The sequence below is a fragment of the Chryseobacterium sp. KBW03 genome, from assembly GCF_003852415.1.
In the GTDB taxonomy this organism is placed as follows: Bacteria; Bacteroidota; Bacteroidia; order Flavobacteriales; family Weeksellaceae; genus Chryseobacterium; species Chryseobacterium viscerum.
This window is the reverse complement of the sequence record NZ_QAJO01000012.1, coordinates 243,459-266,908: the sequence shown is the minus strand read 5'-3', so window position 1 is coordinate 266,908 and position 23,450 is coordinate 243,459. Positions and strand designations below refer to the sequence as shown.

Sequence of the window (23,450 nt, the reverse complement as noted above, 5' to 3'; positions counted from 1 at the left end):
CCATATAGAATTCGCGCAAGTTTAGAATTTTTAGGGAACAGAATTTATTTTTAGCGAAGAGATCCAGGTCTTGAATTTTTGTTTCTTTTGTTTCAAGACAAAAGAAATTAAAAACAAAAAAAGAAACTGTTTCATCAATAAAACAGCTTCTTTTATATTTCAACGGTTAGTACGTCATCTAACTTCTAACCTCTAATATCTAACTTCTTATTTATTTCCCATCCTGAGCCCCAAAAACCTTCTGCAAAATACTTGTCGTTCTCATGGCAGGTGTATCTCTGATTCCGCTCTCTTTATCGGCAACCATTTTGAATACTCCGTTGATTGTTTCTGTCGTCACATATTCGTTAAGGTCAGTGGTCACAGATTGTCCTGTAAACGTATTGTATTTTGAAATCAGATTTTTCCAAAGCGTATCAGCACCTACTTTTCCTAATGAAGCCTTTACTTTAGGCTGGAAAGCATTAAACAGCTGAGTCTGGGTTTTCCCCTGAAGATAACTTGTTGCAGCATTATTACTGCCTAATAAAATATTCTTGGCATCCGTGATTGTCATGGAAGTAATAGCGCTAGTGAAAATAGGTGCCGCTTGTGTTACGGCATCTTCAGCAGCTCTGTTTAAAAGTTTCACCCCTTCATCAGCAAGACTTCCCATACCGATGGAACGTAGCGTGGTATCAATTTTTCTTAACTTTTCAGGCATTAAAATTTTTACAGCCTCATTTTTGAAAAAGCCATCCGTTACAGCCAGTTTTTTTACACCATCTGTTACACCAATGTTTAAAGCCTCTTTTAAGCCTGAAGAAATTTGAGTGGAAGTAAGATTTCCAAGATTAGCAGATGAGTTGCTGGTGTGACCTGTAGTGGTAGTAGTAGAAGTTGCAGTACCGTTATTTTTTACCGGAACATTAAGATCTACACCCGTTTTGTTTTTAACGGTAGATTTTATGATATCTAAAATTTGTGCTTGTGTTGATATTGAGAATAATAATCCCGCTGCCAGAAAAATGTTTTTTTTCATCGTATTTTTTTTACAAATTTAATTGTTTTAATCTTTTAAGTCGTCTAAACTTATCAAAAAACAAACCATAATGAGCAGAATACAATAGAACAATTTCTAGGAACATGGTTTAAAAAACTGTAAACGATCCATTTCACAAGAATCTAAACGATTGAAGACGCCTAAATTTTGTTTTTAAAAAGGCTTAAAGAGTTTTGAAAAATAATTATCTTAGCTCAAACCTTAACCACATCTAATGATACGGACTTTTTTAGTATTTTTTGTATTGATTTCAAACGTAATTTTTGCCCAAAATAAATTGAATCTAATTCCTTACCCTCAAAAAGTTGAATTTTCACAGGGAGAATTTATAATCCCTGAAACTTTAATGTTAAGTGGTGATTTACCAAAAGCAGAAACGGAATATTTCAAAAAACATGTATCTCAGTTTACATTTAAGGATGTTCAAAAGGGTGGAGGGATCCATATAACGAACGCTATAATTCCTCCGGCTTCGGCAGCAGATGCTGAACAGAAAAAAGAATATTACTCAATAGAAATTTCTCCAAAACAGATTCATGTAAAATCTTATACCAAACAAGGATATTTCCTGGCTCTACAAACTTTGATTCAGGTTTTTGAACAATATAAAGATGCTAAAAAAATTCCGGCCATGAAGATCGAAGATCAGCCGAAGTTTGCATGGAGAGGAATGCATCTGGATGTCTGCCGTCACTTTTTTACCGTAGAAGAAGTGAAACAGTATATCGACTATCTGGCAATGTACAAGCTGAATACATTTCATTGGCATTTAACAGATGACCAGGGATGGAGAATTGAGATCAAAAAATACCCAAAATTGACTCAAATAGGTTCAACACGTAAAGAATCCATGATTGGGGCTTACGTTGACAATACATTTGACGGAAAGCCTTACGGACCCTATTTCTACACTCAGGAACAGATAAAAGAGGTGGTGAAATATGCTCAGGACAGACATATTACGGTAGTTCCGGAAATAGAAATGCCGGGGCATGCGCTGGCAGCGTTATCTGCATATCCTGAATTGGCATGTACAAAAGGACCTTTCGAATCCGCTACAAAATGGGGCGTTTTTGATGATGTTTTCTGCCCGAAAGATGAAACGTTTACATTTTTGGAAAATGTTCTGGATGAAGTGATTAAGTTATTTCCATCCCAATACATCCACATTGGTGGTGACGAGTGCCCGAAAACAAGATGGAAAGAATGTGCGCACTGCCAGGAACTGATCAAGAAAAATAATTTAAAAGATGAGCACGGTTTACAAAGTTACTTTATTCATCGAATTGAAAAATATGTCAACAGTAAAGGACGAAAAATAATTGGTTGGGACGAAATTTTAGAAGGCGGTTTGGCTCCGAATGCGGCTGTAATGAGCTGGACAGGGGTAAATGGAGGTATTGAAGCTGCAAAATCAAAACATTTTGCCGTAATGACCCCAGGAGCATTCTGTTATTTCGACCATTATCAGGGAGATCCGCAGTCAGAGCCTAATGCTTTTGGTGGTTTTACTCCTTTAGACAAAGTTTACTCTTACAATCCTATTCCTTCCGAACTGAATGCAGAACAGGCTAAATATATTATGGGTGTTCAGGCCAACTTGTGGACAGAATATATTTTAGACTTTAAGCAGGTTCAATATATGATCTTTCCAAGATTAATGGCACTTTCTGAAGTAGGTTGGGGAACATCAGATCCTAAAAATTATAAAGAATTTGAAAACAGGGTGATCAATCAGTTTAAAGTTCTGGATAAAATGAAGGTAAACTATGCAAAAAGCATTTATAACATCACCGGAAAAGTAATTCCTTCGAATAACGGAATTGCCTATGAACTATCAACTTCACAGAATTCAAACGGGATCAGATATACGTTGGATGGAAAAGATCCTTCGATCAATTCTAAAACCTATGAGAAAGCAGTTCAGATTCCTAATTCTTTAACAATAAAATCTGCTTATTTTGAAGATGGTCAATTGAAAAGCGCTGTTTCTACCCAGCAGTTTACGATTTCAAAGACAACAGGAAAAAACATAAGTCTTGAGCAGCAGCCAAGTGAAAACTATTCTTTTGGAGGTGCTTTTACCCTAGTAGACGGTATTATCGGAAATGTAAAGCAACTGGGCAAAACATGGCTGGGTTTTCAGGGAAAAGATGTGGTGGCAACCATAGATTTTGGTCAGAAAACAGCCTTTTCAGAAGTTTATTTCAATACTCTTGAAAATAAAGGAAGCTGGATTCACCTTGCCAGATCGGCAAAGATTTTTATTTCTGATGACAACAAAAATTTTAAAATGATCAAAGAAATTACCGCTGCAGAGATCCAAAATGCCAAAGGGAAAATCAGATTAAATGTAGGAGCACAAAATACAAAATACCTGAAGATAAGTATTGAAAATGCAGGCATTATTCCGGCTGGGAATCCCGGTGCAGATTCAAAAGCATGGCTGTTTGTAGATGAAATTGGTGTAAATTAGCTCAATTAGAATAATAAAATGAAGGACGACACCATACTTTCTACCGAATTTTCATCATCACCGGATCTGGTAGAAAAACTGTATCAGTATGGTACAACCAAAAACTATCATGAAGGAGATATTATTTTAGATGAAAATGCTTCCATCCGCTCTATTCCTATTGTGATGAAAGGAATGCTGAAAGTCATCAGGACTGAAGAAGACGGACGCGAAATTTTACTGTATTACATCAAAGCAGGAGAAAGCTGTATCATGTCTTTCCTCGGTGGGATGCACAATGAAAAAAGTATTGTAAAAGCCGAGATTGAAGAAGATGCCGAAATCCTTTTTCTACCCGTAGATAAAGTGTCTTTATTTATCAAAGAACACCCGGAATGGCTAGACTATATTTTCAGACTCTATCATAAAAGATTTGAAGAACTATTGGATATCATCAATGCAATTGCTTTCAAAAAAGCAGATGAAAGACTTCTGAATCTGTTGCAGAAAAAATCAGAGCTTACCCATTCTGAAATCATCAATACCACCCATGAGCAGCTGGCAAATGAGCTGGGAACCGCAAGAGTAGTGGTATCAAGACTTCTAAAACAATTAGAAGAAGAAGGAAGGCTGAAGCTCGGCAGAAACAAGATTACCCTCCTGAGAACTCTCAACTCATAAACCCCATCTCAGTTTAATAAGAGGTACTCACATTCCCCACCTTTGGAAGGGTGGTCAACAATCATCGCGAACCCTAGGGGAAGCAATTCTAACGCTCTTTATAATAACTTCTCTGTGTCCTTTGTGAACATATTAGTGTCGATTCGTGTTAAAAAATCCCCTTATGTAACAAAAGTAGCTGTAGCTTTCCTTCCACATTCCCATTTTTGCATCAGAATTATTTGAATAGTGAAATGGAAATTATAGGATATACAGCAGCCGTTTTAATAGGAGTTTCTCTCGGTTTAATTGGGGGTGGAGGAAGTATTCTCACCGTTCCCGTACTGGTTTATCTCTTTGGTATCGATGTCTTTCTGGCAACGGAATATTCGCTTTTTGTAGTGGGAATAAGCAGTCTTGTAGGATCGGTGTCATATTTTACAAAGGGATTGGTCAATTTTAAGATGGCACTGGTATTTGGAATTCCTTCCGTTGTTTCTATTTTTCTGACCAGAATATACCTTCTTCCCTTAATTCCTGAGGAAGTCCTCAGAATAGAGAACTTTACTGTTACCAGAAACATTTTTTTATTATTAATTTTTGCAGGATTAATGGTTCTTGCTTCTTATAAAATGATAAGAAACAGCACTTCTGAAAGACCTTTAGAAAGTACTACGGATAAGAATAATGCTTTGCGGGCAGCAGGACAGGGTTCAATGGTTGGTGTTTTAACCGGATTGGTGGGCGCTGGAGGAGGTTTTATGATCATTCCTGCATTGGTCAATCTTTTGAAAATTCCAATGAAGGTCGCGATAGGAACTTCTTTAGTCATTATCTCCTTCAATTCTTTGATCGGTTTCGTGTCTTCGGTAAACCATGTAAAAATAGAATGGAAACTATTGATTTCTATTACAGCTATTGCCGTTGCAGGAATTATAATAGGCTCACAGTTGTCAAAAAAGATTGACGGAAGGAAGCTGAAGCCGGTATTCGGATGGTTTATCCTGATCATGGGCATTTATATTATTACCAAAGAGATATTTCTTTAAATTTCTTATGTAACAAAAGTAGCTGTAAAGGAAAAAAGAAAGGGGGAGATTTGTATCAGATAATAACATCAAAAAAAAATACAATGAAAATAGAACAGATTTATACAGGATGCCTGGCGCAGGGAGCTTATTATATTACCTCAGCCGGAGAAGCTGCAATCATTGATCCGCTAAGGGAAACACAGCCTTATATCAATAGATTGGAAAAAGATGGAGTAGAATTGAAATACATTTTTGAAACCCATTTTCATGCAGATTTTGTCAGTGGACATCTTGATTTAAGCAATGAAACAGGTGCTCCTATTGTGTATGGACCGACTGCAACTCCTGAATTTGAGGCCATCATTGCAGAAGATTATCAGATATTTGAAATAGGAAATATTAAAATCAAAGTTCTTCATACACCGGGACACACTCTTGAGAGCTCATGCTACCTCTTGATTGATGAAGATGGCGTTGAAAAAGCACTTTTCAGCGGGGATACTTTGTTCCTTGGAGATGTAGGCCGTCCGGATCTGGCACAAAAAGGGGCGAATATGACTCAGGAAGAACTGGCCGGACTTTTATATGATAGTTTGTACCATAAAATTTTGCCTTTGAACGATGATATCACTGTATATCCAGCTCATGGAGCCGGTTCAGCCTGTGGTAAAAATATGCAGAAAGAAACGGTAGATACACTCGGAAATCAGAAGAAAACCAACTATGCCCTGAATCAGAAAGACAGACAAAGTTTTATAAAAGAAGTGATAGACGGACTTCTACCTCCTCCAGCTTATTTCGGGATGAATGTCATGATGAATAAAAAAGGATACGGAAGTTTTGATAAAATCCTTTCTCGGGGCCTGAATCCTCTTTCCCCGGAACAGTTTGAGGAAATTGCAGAAGTCTCAGGATCTTTGATTTTAGATGTAAGAACCAACCGTGAATTTGCAAAAGGTTTTATCCCAAAGTCAGTAAATATAGGATTGGATGGTGATTTTGCCCCTTGGGTGGGAGCTTTAGTTGCTGATGTAAGCCAACCCATTATGCTGATCACGGAAAATGGAACTGAAGAAGAAGCTGTAACAAGATTAAGCAGAGTAGGATTCGATCATATTTTAGGATTTTTGGATGGTGGTTTTGAAGCCTGGGAAAAGAGCGGAAAAGAAACAGACTTTGTCAACCGCATCTCTGCAGAACAGTTTGAAACTGAAATAAAAGAAAAAGAAGCAAAAATTATCGATATAAGAAGAGAAAGTGAATACAATGCAGAACATATTCATGAAGCTTACAGCATGCCTTTAGCGTATATTAATGAATGGATTAATAAGTTACAGCCCGAAGAACATTTTTATATGTATTGTGGAAGCGGCTATAGAAGTACAATGGCTGCAAGCATTCTTCAGGCAAGAGGATATAGGAATTTTACAGAAATTGAAGGAGGTTTTAGAGCTATTGCATTTACAAGTATTCCTAAAAGTGATTTTGTGTGTCAGACAAAAATTTTAAATAAATTAGAGTAAAAAAAGAAGATATGTTGGAGATTATAAAAGAACCGTGGCCATGGTATATTGCAGGTCCGCTGATCGGTCTTACTGTCCCTGCCCTATTGATAATGGGAAATAAATCCTTTGGGATAAGTTCCTCACTAAGGCACCTCTGTGCTGCCTGTATCCCGGCCAATATAAACTTTTTCAAATACGACTGGAAAAAAGAAGCCTGGAATTTATTTTTTGTACTCGGAATCTTTTTCGGAGGAATGATTGCAGCCAATTTTTTGCTTAATCCTGCCGAAATAACAATTAACCCCGATTTGAAAACCGAACTGGCAGGTTACGGAATCACAGATTACAGCAACCAGGTGCCTATACAGCTGATGAACTTTGAAAGCCTGTTGACCTGGAGAGGATTGATCACAATGGTAATTGGCGGATTTTTAGTAGGCTTCGGAACAAGATACGCAGGAGGATGTACCAGTGGTCATGCTATCATGGGCCTTTCCAATTTGCAATGGCCTTCTTTGGTCGCAACGATCTGTTTTATGGTAGGAGGTTTTTTAATGGCCAACCTTATTCTGCCTGTTATCCTTTCCCTGTAAGTTTAATTTTTAAAGAGAATTTTGAAATAATGATAAAAGAAAAAGAACAGGATATGCATCATCAGGATGCTGTGTGTGTGAACGAAAGCGCTCTTACCCATCAATGGTATCACAACCTGAAGTACCTTGCTGCAGGGATTATATTCGGAATTATATTTGTGAAAGCAGAAGTGATCAGCTGGTTCAGAATACAGGAAATGTTCCGTCTGCAGTCTTTTCATATGTACGGAATTATTGGAAGTGCCGTGTTGGTGGGAATGATTTCAGTTGGATTGATCAAAAAGTTCAAGATAAAAACAATATATGGTGAACCCATTACACTGACTCCTAAAAAGTTAAATAAAGGTCAGATTTATGGCGGATTGATATTTGGTTTTGGCTGGGCTATTACAGGAGCGTGCCCCGGGCCTCTCTTTGCACAGATCGGAACAGGCGCTTTAGCAGTATCTGTTACCCTTCTAAGTGCAATCGCAGGAACATGGGTATATGGATATTTCAGAGATCAATTGCCTCATTAATACCTTACAAAAAAGACTGTAGAAAATAATCTGCAGTCTTTTTTAAAGTATAAAATTATGAGTAAATGAAGTTCTCTGCCCCTAAAGCCATATAAAGATTAATGCGCTCTATTCTGCACTGAAGTTCAAGATTGATGAGGTTCATTTCATTTTTCAGGAGATCCCTTTGCTTACGGATCAGTACAAAACTGTTGCTTGTGCCTATCTTTATTTGTTTCTCGGTGAGAGCAATATTATTTTTCAGTTCATTGATGGCCTTAGTCGTATAAATAACTTGTTTTTCAATAGAACGAAGATTGGCTAAAGAAGATTCCACTTCGTTCAAAGCATTCAGAACTGCTTTTGAATACTCTTCAACGACTTGTTTCTGCTGGGAGGTTTTTATTTCCACATTCTTCTTTAGCTTTCCGCTGTTGAATATCGGAGAAACTAATCCGCCACCCACTTTTAATAATGGATTGGAAAATAAAGAATTGATAGATTCTACATTACTTCCGGCAGTCCCCAGTGATGAACTGATGCTCAGTGAAGGAAGCCTTGCCGCTTTTGCCTGCTGTACTTCATAAAAAGCCTTTTCAATCTGAAAATGACTAGCCTGTATATCCGATCTGTTCTCTAAAAGCTGAAGGGGAAAAGATTCAGGAATACTATTAGTGGCAGGATTAAAAAAATTCTGGGTCGCAAGTTTTCCTTCCGGATACTTTCCGGTAAGCAGTTCCAGTGATCTTCTGGATTGTGTATTTGAGTTTTTTACCTTTTCCAGATAGCCCTGCAGGGAAATAATCTCTGCTGTTATATTGGAGATGTCCAATGCATTAGCCGTCCCCACTTTCTTTTGAATGACATAAAGTTTCTCCAGATCTTTAGACTTCTGAATATAACTTTCAATCTTATCTTCCTGAATATTTCCTGCGATATTAAGAAAGTACGCTTTTGCAATCATCCCGGCAATAGATTGATACAGAAGGGTATTCTGGTGTTTCGCAGAAAAATAATTGCTGGTGCTTGCCATCTGTGAAGATTTATTTTTGCCCCAAAGATCAATTTCCCAATTGGCTTTTAACGCAAGACGTTTGATTTGAGTATCACTCACCAAATTATTGGAAGTATTGGCTACTGCGCTTACACTGGGATAAAGATCACTTCCTGCAATTTCCATCGCCAGCTCAATCTGATTCAGCTTTTCCTTTGCAATAATAAGATCGGCATTATAAAGCATTCCTTCATTGATCAGGGTTTCCAGTTGAGGTGTTTTAAGATCATCGATCCAGTCATAGGAAATTGATCTTGAATTTGCTTTTCTATCAAAGATCCATTCGTCCGGGATTTCTATATGAGAAGCAATTTCACTATTTTCTTTAAGCTGATTCATATTTTCCTGTGTAGGCTCTTTATAACCGATGCACGAACTTAAGCTTACGGAAATTAGACTCAGTAAAATTATTTTTTTGTACATCTTAATGAAGTTTAGGAATCAGATAGTTGATTTTACTGTTGACACGCACCATTACTTTTCGGATAAGATGGAGAGGTTTTATATGATCAGAATAAATAACAGCCGTTCCTCTTGCCCCTACGGTGAGCTGTTTCTGACTATCTTCCAATACAAACTTGGCAATAAGTTTCCCGTCAGTTTCGGGTAATTGTCTGGCGGTATCAGGAAGTCCGGCCGTAGAGCCATTTCCTCCCAGCATTCCTCCTGCATTATTCATGATTCCCTGGCTGGTAGCATCAATGACATATTCGAGTCTGGCTTTTACCACCTTTCCCGGTTCTGTTTTAAGAGCCAGCTCCACTTCATTACCGTTTTTTACTGTCTCCAGTTCGTTCTGAGCAAAAAATCCAATCACAGACTGTTGCTTTTGAATCAGAACAAATGCAGATTTGAAAGGGGCCATGATTGCTCCTTCATTCAGCTGAACATTGGGAATTACTCCATCTGTAGGAGCCAGAACAACCGTTTGGGAAAGATTCCATTTTGCCTGTTCCAGCTTTGCCTGAATTTCAGATACTGATGAATTCTCTCCACCATATGACGCATTGGACTTGGTTTCCAGAGACTGCTGTTGTGATTGTGCAGCGCTAATTCTGGATTGAAGATCCTGTACATTGGTAATAGCCTGTTCAAGATCAAATTTATTGGCCGCTCCGGCTTCCACCAATTCTTTGTATTGAGCTGCTCTTTTGTTTGCCAGATCCAGCTGTGACTGTAAACCTGTAATGTTTTTTCTGGAAGCTGAGATATCTGTATCATAAGAACTTACAGTAGCTTTCATATTGCTTAGCTTGGCTTCCAGAGACTTTATTTCCTGTACATAAGGCTCTCTGTCCAGTACAAATAAGGTATCTCCTTTCTTTACTTCCTGATTGGTGGTGACATATACTTTTTTCACCTTTCCCAAAACCTGGGTGGTAATGTCCACACTTCTGTTTCCTACCTTTACATCGGAGGTGATAGGGCAGTAGTAATTTAAGCTTAAGATTAAAGCAATAGATCCGAAGATAGGCAATGAATATACCACCACCTGTGTGGTAAATGTCCAGGGGATCAGTTTTAATTTTTTAATAAGAAGCCAGCATATTCCGGCATATATTGCGACGAGTAATTCCAGCATATTTGTTAATTTTCGAGGGTTTTAAATTCTTCTTCCGTGATTTCTATGTCTTTTTCAGGAGTATTTTGACTGCCATAATCATAGTTGGCCCAGATCAGGGCAACCGGCCATAAAAGGCCTCCAAAAACAAGGGAAAGGAGGCACATACTTTTTATGGCGTTCAGTTGAGGGTGTTTCTTTTTTTCTGCTACTTTCTCAGGATAAATGTGAACTTTCCAGAAGAGATAAATACCTGCAAGAGGTAAAACAAGTAGAATTAGCCATGAAGCAGCATTTGCTATATTGTCTTCTAAATTGCCTGTTGATGCCTGAACAAAATTGCATGATAACAGCAGGCAAAGAAGTAAGGATGTTCTTTGCATAAAATAATTGTATAAGGTAATAATGAAATGTAAACAAGGTGGTAACCCGGCTGGCCGTATTTATCTGCCTGGTTACTGTGAATCTTAAGAAAGATTAAAGATGATTCAATAGATAAGGTGTTTTTCAGGTGGTATTTTTCTCATTTTGCTTTTAATTAACTGTGTAATAGTATTTTGATTAAGCAAAAATAGAATGAATAAAGTGAGAAAAAGTATTCCTAAGTTATTTTTTTCTTTCGTTCCTTTTTTTATGAATGCGCGCTGTCATCCTCGAAAGAGAGTTGGGAGTAATACCCAGAAAATTGGCAATATATTTTCTGTTGGCATTCTGGGAAGTAAAAGGGCGCGTCTCCAGAAACTCCTCATAACGGGAATGTGGAGACGTAGAGCAAAACTGTTCCGTACGTACTTTTAAGATACTGATGATCTGTTTTAAAGATTTGAGATATACATTATAAATACCTCTGTTCTGAAATGCCACTTCCTCAAATTCACTCTTATTGAACAGGAAAATCTGGCTTTCCAGTACGGCTTCTATAATATATTTTCCCTCGTTTTCATTGGAGTAAGACTCAGGGCTTTCCATAATGGCAGCTTCCTTTTCAGAAGGGAGAAAAAGATTGCTTTCAACCCCGTCTTCATCATCAAAGAAAAACCTTAATAACCCATGAGAAAGAATGAATAATTGATTGAAAGGCTTACCGGGTTCTGCCAGCTTTTCCTTTTTCCGAAGCAGTTTGGGGGTGCTGATATTCACCAGAATAGTAATTTCCTCATCAGAGAGTTCCTGAAAAAAAGAGATATTCCTGAAAGTTTTAAATGAGTCCATTACAGCAGTAAAGATAAATAAAAATAATACACGGATATTAGTGGAGCCGCCATGAGGATTTCATAGAAGTTTTTTTTAGATTTGTGGGTATTATACAATTTGAGATACCATGAACAATAACCGAAGAAGTTTTATAAAAAAACTGGGAATTGCAACTGCAGCACTTGCCGTAAACCCACTGGATTTAATGGCTGCCGAATTACCTGAACCTACTGTCAAAGCTGTAAACAAACCGATTGTCCTTTCTACCTGGAATTTTGGATTAAAAGCCAACGAAGAAGCATGGACGATCCTTGGAAAAGGAGGAAAGGCTTTGGATGCAGTTGAAAAAGGAGTTCGTCTGGTAGAATTAGATCCTAAAGAAAGAAGTGTTGGGTATGGAGGCCGTCCGGACAGAGATGGGAGAGTAACGCTGGATGCCTGTATCATGGATGAAAATTATAATATTGGTTCAGTAGCATGTCTTGAGCATGTGAAAAACCCAATTTCCGTTGCCAGAGCTGTAATGGAAAAAACGCCTCATGTTATGCTGGTAGGAGACGGAGCGTTGCAATTTGCCCTTTCGCAAGGTTTTAAAAAAGAAAATCTTCTTACTCCGGAATCCGAAAAAGAATGGAAAGAATGGTTGAAAACCAGCCAGTATAAACCTATTGCCAATATTGAAAATCACGATACCATAGGAATGATTGCGTTGGATGCACAGGGAAACCTTTCCGGAGCCTGCACTACGAGCGGAATGGCTTTTAAAATGCATGGCAGAGTAGGAGATTCCCCGATCATCGGAGCAGGTCTGTTTGTAGATAACGAAGTAGGAGCGGCTACCGCAACAGGTCATGGTGAAGAAGTGATAAGAACAGTAGGAACCCATCTTGTAGTGGAATTGATGAGACAAGGCAGAAACCCGCAGGAAGCTTGTAAAGAAGCTGTAGATAGGATTGTAAAGATCACTCAGCGCAGAAACAAAAATCTGAAGGATATCCAGGTTGGTTTTATCGCAATTAATAAAAAGGGAGAATATGGTTCGTATTGTATTCAGGACGGATTCAATTTTGCCGTTTATGATCAGAAAGGAAACCGCCTTGAAACCCCGGAATTTGCTTTAAAGTAATGGTATGATGGAAGCTACATTACAAAGAATTATAAATACATTTTATCGGAAATAAAATCGTTGCACCTTAAAATACTTTAGGGAAAATCTTTGTGCCTTTGCGTTATTCCAACAAAAAATAATTAAAAATTCAATAGGAATGGACTTTAGTCCATTTAAACAAACCAATGACAGCCTATTGGTTTTAGCCAAAACATAGATCAAAAAATATGAAAAGAACGATTATCGCTTCCCTATTTCTGATTATTGCATGCAAGGAAGAAAAGAAGGAGATGAAAACTGCCGTAGAACCACAGCAGATAAAAGAAAAAGTAGTGTTGAACAATGATGCCAATGAAGGAGAAGAAGCCCAGAAATGGTTGAAGACAAGTATTGTAGACTACTTTAAAGCTGATCTCGGAAGTGAAGAAAAGAATATGCAGAAGATGACAACGAAAGATTATTTCGAGTATAAAACGGATGCTACAAATGTAGATATGGATATCGATGGAAGCCTTACTGAAAAAGAATTTGAGGATAAATGGAAATCCAAGTTTGATACCCAAAAAGCAGGAATTGGAGTTGGTTTTTTAATCACAGCACAGGATTGGAATAAGATTGAAGTTGGAAGCTGTGAATTAAAATCCTCTTCAAAAGATGAATATATTTTCAATGTCGTGTTGAGAGATGATGGTTTTAAAGCCCAATATCCATCAGTAATAAAAGTAGTAAAAGAGAACGGTTCCTTTTTGATTGCAGATATATTGCAGGGTGAATCGAAATAAAACCAAATAGATAATAATACAATGTCAAAAATAGAAATAGCATGTTTTAACCCTCAATCAGCGGTTATCGCTTTTGAAAATGGAGCTGATAGAATAGAATTATGTGATGGACTTAATGAAGGAGGAACGACTCCGGATTTTGAAACCATGAAGCAGCTTCGTGAAAAAATCACGATCCCGATTTTTGTAATGATCCGTCCGAGAGGTGGAGATTTTACCTATTCCGATTCAGAATTTGAACAGATGAAAAATGACCTGGTTCATTTGAAGTCTTTACATGCTGACGGTTTTGTATTTGGCATTCTGGATGAAAATGATGAGGTTAATATTGAACAGAATAAAGCTTTAGTAGAATTGGCGTCACCACTTCCGTGTACATTTCACCGTGCGTTTGACCGCGCTGTAAGCCTGGAGGAATCTTTAGAAAAAGTAATAGCATGTGGCTTTACAACCATTCTTACTTCCGGCCAGAAACCCAATGTGTCTGAAGGAAAAGAAAATCTGAAAGAACTGGTTGAGCTTTCCAATGGAAGAATTGAAATACTCGTAGGAGGTGGGTTACGTTCATCCAATATCGAAGAAATAAGAGCTGTTACAAAAGCCGGTTACTTCCACTCTTCAGCTATTACTGACGGTGGAGCTTTTGCCAGTCCGGATGAAGTGGTTGCATTGAACAGTAAATAATATGAATCATATTTTTAAACGCAAAGTTTAAAATAGATGTACATTATGTTAGAGAAGGCAAAGGATTGCGGCGATGCCGCTGATGAAGCGAAAGGATAGCCAGTATGCTTAGAAAGAATCAATGAAATTGATTCCATTTTTGCTCCCTTAGAATTAAAAAAAATATCGTAAAACTTTGCGTTTAAAAACCACGCAATTAATATAAAAACTACACAAATGAATGACAGAAAACGAATTATCCTACAAAATAATAGGAGCTGCTATAGAAGTACATAAAAACTTAGGAGTTGGCCTTTTAGAAAATGCATATGAAACAGCTTTAGCTTATGAATTAAAGATGTTGGGACTGAATGTAAAGCAACAGCTATCTTTACCTTTAAAGTATAAAGAAGTATATATAGAAAATGCATACAGAATTGATTTGATTGTAGAAGAGAAAGTCATTGTAGAAGTGAAATCTGTATTGGAATTGCATCCCATTTTTCACTCACAGGTATTGACGTATCTGAAACAGACTAATATAAAATTGGAATTGCTTATTAATTTTAATAATGAACTTATTAAATATGGAATCCATAGAATTGTAAACAAAATTATTGATGAATAGAACGATCCTTTTTACTTTCCTTTTCATGCAGAATATCCTTTTTGGACAGTTTTCCCAAAGAAGTTTGTCTTCTGAAAACTGGCAGTTCAAAAACTCAAAAGATCAAAACTGGCTTCCTGCAAAAGTTCCGGGAACCGTTCATCTGGATTTAATGGATAACAAGATGATTCCGGATCCTTTTAAAGATGAAAATGAAAAGAAAGTACAGTGGGTAGAAAATGAAGACTGGGATTATCAGACTGCGTTTATGGTTTCATCTCAGGAATTAAAGAATGAAAATATTGATCTCGTTTTTAACGGACTGGATACGTTTTCAGAAATTTATCTTAATGGTAAGTTATTAAAGAAAACGGATAATATGTTCAGAAAATGGAATGTTCCTGTGAAACAATATCTGAAAGCAGGTAACAATACATTACAGATTAACTTTAAATCTGCTGTAAATACCGGAAAGGAATTAGCCAAAAAAGTTCCTTTTACCATGCCGGAATCCCCAAGAAGCTTTGTCAGAAAAGCTCAATATCAATTCGGCTGGGACTGGGGACCAAGACTCGTTACTGCAGGAATTTGGAAAGACATTCAGCTTGAATTCTGGAATAATGCCAAAATTATTACCGTTAAGAATATTCAGAACAAGTCTGCCGAAGATGTACGTTTTGAAGTAGAAATTGAAGCTCAAAATGCTGGAGATTATACATTGGATCTTAATAAAATCCACAAAAAAATCTCTTTGAAAAAAGGAACTCATACAATAACGATTCTTTATAATAAAGGAGGAATGGAACTTTGGCAGCCTAACGGACGTGGTGAAGCAAATCTCTATAATTTTGAAGTAAAACTTTCAAAAGATCAGAAAAACATTGATACTAAAAATATCAGGATAGGAGTAAGAACTGTTGAGTTGGTACAGGAGAAAGACGAAAAAGGAAAATCGTTCTACTTTAAAGTGAATGGACATCCTTTATACATCAAAGGAACGAACTGGATTCCGGGAGACAGTTTTTCACCTAGAATGGCCAAAGAAAAATACCAGAAACTGATCAAAGATACCAAAGATGCGAATATGAATATGATCCGTATCTGGGGTGGAGGTATTTATGAAGATGATGAGTTCTACAAAGCCTGCGATGAAAACGGAATCTTAGTCTGGCAGGATTTTATGTTTGCGGGAAGTTTTTACCCTGCAGATGAAGCATTCTTAAACAATGTAAAGGAAGAAGTAAAAGATCAGGTCAACAGACTTCAGAATCACCCGTCTATTGCCATATGGTGCGGAAATAACGAAATTGATGAAGCAATCGTTAACTGGGGCTATCAGAAACAGTTCAAATATTCGAAAAATGATTCTCTTCAGGTTTGGAAAGACTATAAAAAGCTGTTTCATGAGGTAATTCCGAAAGCATTGGCAGAAAATCTGAAGTCTGATAAAAATATATATTGGCCAAGTTCCCCGTCAATCGGTTGGGGGCACAAAGAAAGCCTTACAGAAGGTGATTCCCATTATTGGGGTGTTTGGTGGGGTGAACAGCCATTCGAAATTTATAACGAAAAAGTGGGACGTTTCATGTCTGAATATGGTTTTCAGGGGACGCCCAGTCTTGAAACGACAAAATCAATGTTTTCCGGAACTCCGGATTTAAGTCTTCAGAATCCAACAATAAAAGCGCATGAAAAGCATGCTAGAGGCTGGGACATCATTAACGAATATCTGAAGCGTGATTATAAAATTCCTACAGACTTTGTACAGTACAACTATGTTTCACAACTGTTGCAGGCAAGAGGAATGCAGATCGCTATTGAAGCTCACCGCCGGGCAAAACCTTACAATATGGGAACATTATATTGGCAGCTTAATGACTGTTGGCCCGTAGTTTCATGGTCTTCTATTGATTATCTTGGAAACTGGAAAGCGTTCCATTATCAGGCAAAAAGAAGCTTTGAACCGGTACTTATATCAGTCGCTGAAACAGATAAAAATTATGATGTTTACCTGATAAGTGATTTGTTGAATGAGCTGAAGCTTGATACAAAATTTGAACTCGTTGATTTTAAAGGAAAAATACTCTGGAAAGCCAGTCAGTCAGACGATGTAAAAGCTGATGTTAGTAAGAAGATACGAGCTATCAGTAAGTCAGAGCTGGCTCAGTTTGACCTGTCGAAAGCCGTTTTAAAGATCAGCTCCGGAAAGGGTACAAAATTTGAAAAGCTTTTCTTTTTTAATAAGCCTAAAGATTTACAACTTTCAAAACCTGAGATTAAAATCAGAAAGATTTCACCTACTGAAATTGAAATATCAACAGATGTCCTGGCAAAAGATGTTTATCTGATTGGAGACACCCATTTCAGTGATAACTTCTTTGACCTGTTACCGGGGACTTCCAAAAGAATTACCCTTTCAAAACCTTTGGATAAAGTTGAGGTAATGAGTCTCTGGGATGTAACGGAAAACTAGAAAAAATACTTAACTGAATATTCAGCTTAAAGGATTGGCCAATAGCCAGTCCTTTTTTTGTGGGCAGATCGGAAAATCAGATTACGGGAACCCGTAAAAATTCACAGAGGCTTTTTTATAACATTGTAAAAAATTACTAATATCTATCGTATGTATAACGAAAAATTGGAAAGGCTTATCGAGTTTGCTTTAGCCGACGGAGAATTAACCGAAAAAGAAAAGCAAGTGCTTTTTAAAAATGCCGAAGCTGAGGGAATAGACCTTGATGAATTTGAAATTGTTTTGGAAGCAAGGCTTTTTGAGAAAACAAATGATAAAAATTCGGAATCAGCAGCTCCTAAATCAGATAAATTTGGAGACATCAAAAAGTGCCCTTCGTGTGGTGCTATAGTAGAATCTTTTTCAACCTGTTGTTCAGACTGTGGATTTAATTTTATTAATGTTGGAGCGAATGAATCTATTCAGAAATTATTTGTAATGATTAATGAATTAGAGTCTAAAAGAACAGAATCTAACCCTTTAACATCTTTTCTGTCAAAATCATTTAGATTGGGAATATTAGATCGTATTGATTCTCAAAAAAGAGAGCTAATTTCAAATTTCCCGGTTCCGAATACAAAGAATGATATCATTGAGTTTCTTACACTAGCATTACCCAAGGCAAAAAAGGCTGGAAACTTTTTTACATCAGGAGCATTTAATAGTCCAACTAATGATATAAATAGAATTCACAATGAATTTGTTCCGGTTTGGAGATCCAAATGTGAGCAAATCATAATGCGAGCAAGATTTTCTATGAAAGAGGATAGAAAGACTTTAGAAGAGATTGAAAATTATGCAAAACAGCTAAAAATAAATTAAAACAAATGAGACTATTTGGAAATAAAAAAGAGGGTGGTATGATGGATGTGATCCGTTGTGATGAACCGGAATATCTGGTTTGGAAATGGAGACCTTCCGGATCTGCCGACTCTACACATAAAGAAAACAGTATCCGCTATGGAAGCAGTTTGAGGGTAAAGGAAGGCGAACTTGCTGTTTTTTTTTACAAGCAAAATGACGGAACCATTCAGGATTTTATACAGGGGCCTCATGATCAGATCATTCAGACTGCAAATTTTCCTGTTCTCACAAATATAGTGGGAACGGCATTTGGGGGAGGCTCGCCATTTCAGGCAGAGATCTATTTTATCAACCTTTCCGGAAATATACAGATCAAATTTGGGATTCCTTATTTCGATATGTATGATCCGAGGTTTATGGATCTGGGAGTTCCTTGTGCTGTACGCGGAACACTGACTTTTAACCTGACTGATTATAAGAACTTTATTAAATTAAACCGTTTAATCAATTTTAATCTGGATGATTTTAAGGTACAGATTAAAGACTTTTTTCAAAGAAAAATTAAGTCAGTGCTCATCAGTGCTCCACAGGATTATAATATTCCTGTCATGCAGATTGAAAGAAAAATTGATGAGGTAAGCGATATCATAAAGAATAAGTTAAAAGCTGAATTGGAAGAATATTTTGGTGTTAATTTGAAACGCTTGGATATTGGAACTATCGAACTTGATAAAGAACATCCACATTACAAACAGCTTAAAAGAGCAACGGCTGACCAGCAAACGAAGTTTACAGAAGCCAAAACAAATATTGAAATTGAAAACCTTTCTGAAGTAACCAGAATCCAGCGAAAAGATATGGAACTGGGGGTAGAAGGGAAACATTTTGCGGTTCATCAGCTGAATCAGCACGCCGATGTTCTGAAAACAGCTGCTGCCAGCCTTGGAGGAATGGGCCATGTAGATCTAGGGCATGGAGATGGATTGAATGCTGCAGGACTCATGGTGGGAATGGGCGTAGGCGCTTCTATGAGAACTCAGCTTGGAGGCCTCATGGATAATATGACAAATACACCACCACCTTTTCATCCTGATCTGATGTTTCATATTGCTATAAACGGACAGCAATCCGGTCCATACAATTCTGAATCGCTTAGACAGCTTGTACAGTCGGGACAGTTTTCAATGAATCATCATGTCTGGAAAGAAGGAATGCCAGGCTGGGAATTAGCCGGGAATGTCCCTGAAACTGCCAGATTATTTAATATAACACCACCACCGCCGCCAATTATTTAGAAATGATGAAATTAGATTTTATAAAAACCACGATTGCCATTGCTGTCAGCTGTTTGATGGCTTATGGATTCTACTCATTAAACACGACTCATAACAAAGAATTATTAACTGCTGGCAGTTTGATTTTTCTAATCCCTACTTTAATTCTGACAATTGGAGTTAGGTTTAATCTGCCCAGAACAACTTCGCTGGTAAAAACTGTTTCTGCCGTATTTTTCGGATTGGCCATTGTGAGTAACCTTGCTTTTTCATTGATAGGCTTCAGTGATCCGGCATTGTATATTATTATAAGTGGAGTTCTGTTCTTAGTTTATATTTTGATTGCTTATTCGATCTCTAAAGCTAAACAATAGGATTTGAGTAGTTTATAAAAAAGTGGATCAACCTTATAGGTTTCAAAAACCTATAAGGTTTAAAAATAAAAAAAGAAATTTCTTCATTCCAATACTTTGGGATTGAGTGGTAATTCTACTCAAAAAAATATAAATTTTACCCTTCCAACTCAAAAATCAGCCGTAAATTTGCTGCATATTTCTTTATAGTTATGGTAAATTTTGTTCTGATTGCAGTGTGCATTATTGCAGGAATGATATTCAAAGCAACAAAATTTATCCACCCCGATGCCCACAAAGGTATCAATACATGGATTCTTTATCTTGCTCTTCCGGCAGTTTCGTTTAAATATCTGCCTAAAGTAAAATGGACAGCTGAAATGTTATTTCCAATTGTGGCCACATTTTTAGTTGCGGTGTTTTGTTTCTTCTTTATGATGTTTTACAGTAAAAGTAAGGGATATTCAAGGCGGTCCAGAAGTACCTTAGAATTGGCAAGCGGTTACAGCAACACATCTTTCATTGGATTTCCCTTAGTCAGTGCCTTTTATGGAGAAGGGCTTTTAAGTATTGCCGTTATTTGTGATCAGACCATGTTTTTCTCTCTTTCTACACTGGGAATTATTGCCGCAGTGAAAGGAGGAAGTAAATCCGGAAAAGTAAGTGCCTTATTTATTTTAAAAAGACTGGTCACATTCCCTCCATTAATTGGTTGTATTTCTGCATTGGTATTGTCACAATTCATTGATTTTACTGCTGCAGAGCCATTCTTTGATAAATTAGCCTCAACAGTAAGCCCTTTAGCTCTATTTTCAGTCGGATTGCAATTGAAGTTTAACGGATGGAAAAAACTGATCCCGCAAATGTCTATGTCAATGCTTTATAAGCTTATTCTGGCACCGGCCATTGTTTTGGGAATAGCTTTATTATTAGGAATAAAAGGAGATGTTGCAAAAATCACCATATTTGAAGCCGCAATGCCAACATTAGTGACCTCAAGCATTATTGCAGAACAATTCAAACTGAATACAAAACTCACGAATCTCATCATTGGAGTCAGTATTATTGTAGGATTTTTTACGTCCGCGTTTTGGTATCAGATCACGGAACTTCTTTTTTAAGGACAAATTAATACTGTTCTTCTATAGCGTTGAGGTTTGCAGTGATTTTACATCTGCCAAAGGGCAGGAAAGAATCTCTGCAAAGTTGCAATTCTCTAAAGAAAAATCTAATTTTACACTTTAAATATTTCCCTTGCAATACGCTCAAATTGTTTTACCCCTGAACCTGAAAGGATCTTTTACGTATAAAGTTCCTGAAGAAATGATGTCTGAAATCCAGCTTGGAATGCGGGTTTTGGTCCCATTTGGCGGAAAGAAGATCTATACGGGAATTGTATTTGAGCTTCATGATAATGCACCGGAAAACTTTACAGCAAAGGAGGTAATCAGCATGTTGGATGACAAACCGATTATGCCCGAAGAACAGATCAATTTCTGGAACTGGCTCTCGGAGTATTATCTGTGCAGCCTTGGAGAAATTTACAGGTTTTCATTTCCTTCTTCATTAAAACTGGAAAGTGAAACCTATTTAAAACTAAAACCGGGTGCTGTTGTTGATTTTGAAAATCTGGATGTCAATGAAATGTATCTGATTCAGGCACTTGAAGTACGACAGCTGATCAATCTGACAGATATTGAAGCATTTATTCCCAAAAAAGATATTATCAAAACCATCAACTCATTGATTGACCTTCAGTATATTGAGATTGATGAAAAAATTGCTGAAAAATATAAAGCTAAAGAAGTAGCCTATGTAAGAATTAATGATGAAATTTTAGTCAATCAGAATCTTACAGAAATTCTTTTAAAACTGAATAAAGCACCCAAGCAGAAAGAACTGTTCCTTCTTATTTTGGAAAAGCAGACGGAAAACCCTGATATCCCCATCAAAAAGGCCGAGCTGTTTGAAAGTGGTTATTTTGGGAGCTCGCATTTCAAACCTTTGGCAGATAAAGGTCTTGTTGAAGAGTATTACATGCAGAAAGACAGGATTGAAAGTTATGAAGGCGAAATTGAGGAGCTTGAAGAACTTTCCGAACAGCAGAAATTAGCTAAAGCCGAGATTGATGAAGCTTTTGAAGAAGGGAAAAATGTCCTCCTTCACGGTGTTACATCATCTGGAAAAACCCATATTTATTTAGAGAAAATCGATGAATGCATCAAAGAAGGAAAAAATGTATTGTTTTTGCTTCCTGAAATTTCTCTTACCAAGCAGATTACCCAGAGGTTAGAAAAAAAATATGGAAGACAGCTGGGCTTCTATCATCAGAAACTCACAGATTTTGAAAGGGTAGAAGTATGGAGAAGAGTGAAGCAAAATGACATCCATATTTTGATAGGGACTCGTAATGCATTGTTTTTACCCTACCAGAACTTAGGGCTTATTATTGTAGACGAAGAGCATGATTCGGCATACAGACCACGGGAAGTATCTCCTTATTTTAATGCTAAAGATGCATCTTTGGTATTGGGAGGCTTTTATAAAGCAGGGGCGATCTTAGGATCGGCAACCCCTTCCGTTGAAAGTTATTACCGGGCCAGAAAAGATAAAATGAAATATGTCTTCCTGAATGAAAGGTTCGGGAATGTTAATCTGCCGGAATATGAGCTGATCAATTTCAAAGAAGCCCAGGAATCTAAAAAGGTTTCAGGAAACTTCTCGCTGAAGCTCATTGAGGAGATCAAAAAGACCATAGATGAAAAGAATCAGACAATTGTTCTTCACAACCGCAGAGGATATTCCAATGTCATAGAATGTGAAAGTTGCGGATATGTGAATTACTGCTCCAATTGTGATGTGGTCATGACGTATCACAAAGCAGCCAACGAAATGAAATGCCATTATTGCGGCCAGAAAGCTTCAAAACCGAAAACCTGTCCGAAATGTCATTCCGAAAAGCTGAACGAAAGAGGAGTAGGGGTAGAGCAGATTCATGAGGAAGTTTCCAAGCTGTTCCCGGAAAATGAAGTGGATAGAATGGATGTAGATTCCATGCGTAAGAAATTTGCTTACGAAAAGCTGTATGAGAAGATTGAAGACGGAGAAACAGATATTGTAGTAGGAACACAAATGATTTCCAAAGGGCTTGATTTTGATCATATTGAGCTGGTGGCTATTCCAAAAGCCGATTCCTTATTATATGTACAGGATTTCAGAGCGGAAGAAAGGGCCTATCAGCTTATCACACAGGTTTCCGGAAGAGCAGGAAGGGTTTCAGGGAAAGGAAAAATCCTGATTCAGACCTATAATCCTGATCATTCTGTATTTCAGCTGATCAAGATGAACAATCCTGCGAAGATCTATAAATACATTCTTACAGAACGTCAGAAATTCCATTATCCTCCATTTACAAAGCTGATTATGATTGAGTTGAAGCATATCAGAGATGAAAAAGTGGATCGTGCTTCTCAGTTTTTGGGTTCCATCTTAAGAAAATATCTTCCTGAAGATTGTGTTTTGGGACCGGAAAGAGCCCAGATTGCAAGGTTAAATAACTTGTATCAGTTCCAGATTATGCTTAAGCTTCCCCGTGGTAAAAACTATGAGAAATTCAAGAACATGGTTTTGATAAGTTTGAAAGAATTTGACGAAATTACTGCTTATCAAAGTGTTAAAAAAGGGGTTTTTGTAGATTTTTAACAATTTTTAACAAACTTTACACTCTTTTATAAGGTAATAGTGGTCTGTTATAT

The 23,450-nt window shown here is 37.2% G+C and carries 21 protein-coding genes; 16 read left to right on the top strand and 5 right to left on the bottom strand.

Annotated elements, in window-relative coordinates:
* Positions 1-211 precede the first annotated feature (211 nt).
* Entirely contained in the window at positions 212-1,021 is an 810-nt protein-coding gene (locus DBR39_RS21175) for a DUF4197 domain-containing protein (protein WP_124536442.1), read from the bottom strand.
* 235 nt (positions 1,022-1,256) lie between these two features.
* Here DBR39_RS21175 and DBR39_RS21170 point away from each other — a divergent pair, with 235 nt between their 5' ends.
* The 6 genes from DBR39_RS21170 (at position 1,257) to DBR39_RS21145 (ending at position 7,804) form a co-directional block, all read left to right on the top strand.
* Complete coding sequence (locus DBR39_RS21170) at positions 1,257-3,518, top strand: family 20 glycosylhydrolase (protein WP_124536440.1); 2,262 nt, start codon at positions 1,257-1,259, stop codon at positions 3,516-3,518.
* A gap of 18 nt (positions 3,519-3,536) precedes the next feature.
* On the top strand, positions 3,537-4,178 hold the full coding sequence (locus DBR39_RS21165) for a Crp/Fnr family transcriptional regulator (RefSeq protein WP_124536438.1): 642 nt from the start codon (positions 3,537-3,539) through the stop codon (positions 4,176-4,178).
* 233 nt (positions 4,179-4,411) lie between these two features.
* On the top strand, positions 4,412-5,206 hold the full coding sequence (locus tag DBR39_RS21160) for a sulfite exporter TauE/SafE family protein (RefSeq protein ID WP_124536436.1): 795 nt from the start codon (positions 4,412-4,414) through the stop codon (positions 5,204-5,206).
* Between the two features lie 83 nt (positions 5,207-5,289).
* A complete protein-coding gene (locus tag DBR39_RS21155) occupies positions 5,290-6,711 on the top strand; it encodes an MBL fold metallo-hydrolase (protein WP_124536434.1) in 1,422 nt (473 codons plus the stop codon).
* 11 nt (positions 6,712-6,722) lie between these two features.
* Positions 6,723-7,286, top strand: a complete 564-nt coding sequence (locus tag DBR39_RS21150; protein ID WP_124536432.1) for a YeeE/YedE family protein — start codon at positions 6,723-6,725, stop codon at positions 7,284-7,286.
* Positions 7,287-7,339: 53 nt separating this feature from the next.
* On the top strand, positions 7,340-7,804 hold the full coding sequence (locus DBR39_RS21145; RefSeq protein ID WP_228447887.1) for a DUF6691 family protein: 465 nt from the start codon (positions 7,340-7,342) through the stop codon (positions 7,802-7,804).
* A 55-nt stretch (positions 7,805-7,859) separates the two neighbouring features.
* Here the strand turns inward: DBR39_RS21145 and DBR39_RS21140 are convergent, their stop codons facing one another.
* The 4 genes from DBR39_RS21140 to DBR39_RS21125 all read right to left on the bottom strand — a co-directional run bounded on the left by DBR39_RS21140 (position 7,860) and on the right by DBR39_RS21125 (position 11,610).
* Positions 7,860-9,260 (bottom strand): TolC family protein, encoded by a 1,401-nt coding sequence (locus tag DBR39_RS21140; protein WP_124536428.1) that lies wholly within the window; start codon positions 9,258-9,260, stop codon positions 7,860-7,862.
* Between the two features lies 1 nt (position 9,261).
* Positions 9,262-10,419 (bottom strand): HlyD family secretion protein, encoded by a 1,158-nt coding sequence (locus tag DBR39_RS21135; protein WP_124536426.1) that lies wholly within the window; start codon positions 10,417-10,419, stop codon positions 9,262-9,264.
* Between the two features lie 5 nt (positions 10,420-10,424).
* Positions 10,425-10,781 (bottom strand): DUF3302 domain-containing protein, encoded by a 357-nt coding sequence (locus DBR39_RS21130; RefSeq protein ID WP_124536424.1) that lies wholly within the window; start codon positions 10,779-10,781, stop codon positions 10,425-10,427.
* A gap of 223 nt (positions 10,782-11,004) precedes the next feature.
* Positions 11,005-11,610, bottom strand: a complete 606-nt coding sequence (locus DBR39_RS21125; protein ID WP_124536422.1) for a Crp/Fnr family transcriptional regulator — start codon at positions 11,608-11,610, stop codon at positions 11,005-11,007.
* Between the two features lie 109 nt (positions 11,611-11,719).
* On the opposite strand from DBR39_RS21125, the gene DBR39_RS21120 reads away from it, so the two are divergent.
* From DBR39_RS21120 to priA, 10 genes are all read left to right on the top strand, one after another.
* Complete coding sequence (locus DBR39_RS21120) at positions 11,720-12,718, top strand: isoaspartyl peptidase/L-asparaginase family protein (RefSeq protein ID WP_124536420.1); 999 nt, start codon at positions 11,720-11,722, stop codon at positions 12,716-12,718.
* Positions 12,719-12,927: 209 nt separating this feature from the next.
* Complete coding sequence (locus tag DBR39_RS21115) at positions 12,928-13,482, top strand: hypothetical protein (RefSeq protein WP_124536419.1); 555 nt, start codon at positions 12,928-12,930, stop codon at positions 13,480-13,482.
* A 21-nt stretch (positions 13,483-13,503) separates the two neighbouring features.
* The gene (locus DBR39_RS21110; RefSeq protein ID WP_124536417.1) at positions 13,504-14,166 is read left to right on the top strand and encodes a copper homeostasis protein CutC; all 663 of its coding nucleotides are present in this window, start codon (positions 13,504-13,506) and stop codon (positions 14,164-14,166) included.
* Between the two features lie 220 nt (positions 14,167-14,386).
* Positions 14,387-14,773 carry a GxxExxY protein gene (locus DBR39_RS21105; RefSeq protein WP_124536415.1) on the top strand — a complete coding sequence of 129 codons (387 nt, stop codon included), beginning with the start codon at positions 14,387-14,389 and terminating at the stop codon, positions 14,771-14,773.
* Positions 14,766-17,225, top strand: a complete 2,460-nt coding sequence (locus tag DBR39_RS21100) for a beta-mannosidase (protein WP_124536413.1) — start codon at positions 14,766-14,768, stop codon at positions 17,223-17,225. The genes DBR39_RS21105 and DBR39_RS21100 overlap by 8 nt, the downstream gene beginning before the upstream one ends.
* 150 nt (positions 17,226-17,375) lie before the next feature.
* Positions 17,376-18,086: a hypothetical protein gene (locus DBR39_RS21095; RefSeq protein WP_124536411.1), complete on the top strand. Its 711-nt coding sequence runs from the start codon at positions 17,376-17,378 to the stop codon at positions 18,084-18,086.
* 5 nt (positions 18,087-18,091) lie between these two features.
* The gene (locus DBR39_RS21090; RefSeq protein ID WP_124536409.1) at positions 18,092-19,363 is read left to right on the top strand and encodes an SPFH domain-containing protein; all 1,272 of its coding nucleotides are present in this window, start codon (positions 18,092-18,094) and stop codon (positions 19,361-19,363) included.
* A 2-nt stretch (positions 19,364-19,365) separates the two neighbouring features.
* Complete coding sequence (locus DBR39_RS21085; protein ID WP_124536407.1) at positions 19,366-19,716, top strand: hypothetical protein; 351 nt, start codon at positions 19,366-19,368, stop codon at positions 19,714-19,716.
* Between the two features lie 191 nt (positions 19,717-19,907).
* Entirely contained in the window at positions 19,908-20,816 is a 909-nt protein-coding gene (locus DBR39_RS21080; RefSeq protein ID WP_124536405.1) for an AEC family transporter, read from the top strand.
* 133 nt (positions 20,817-20,949) lie between these two features.
* On the top strand, positions 20,950-23,397 hold the full coding sequence (gene priA / locus DBR39_RS21075) for a primosomal protein N' (RefSeq protein ID WP_124536403.1): 2,448 nt from the start codon (positions 20,950-20,952) through the stop codon (positions 23,395-23,397).
* The last annotated feature ends 53 nt before the right edge of the window (positions 23,398-23,450 follow it).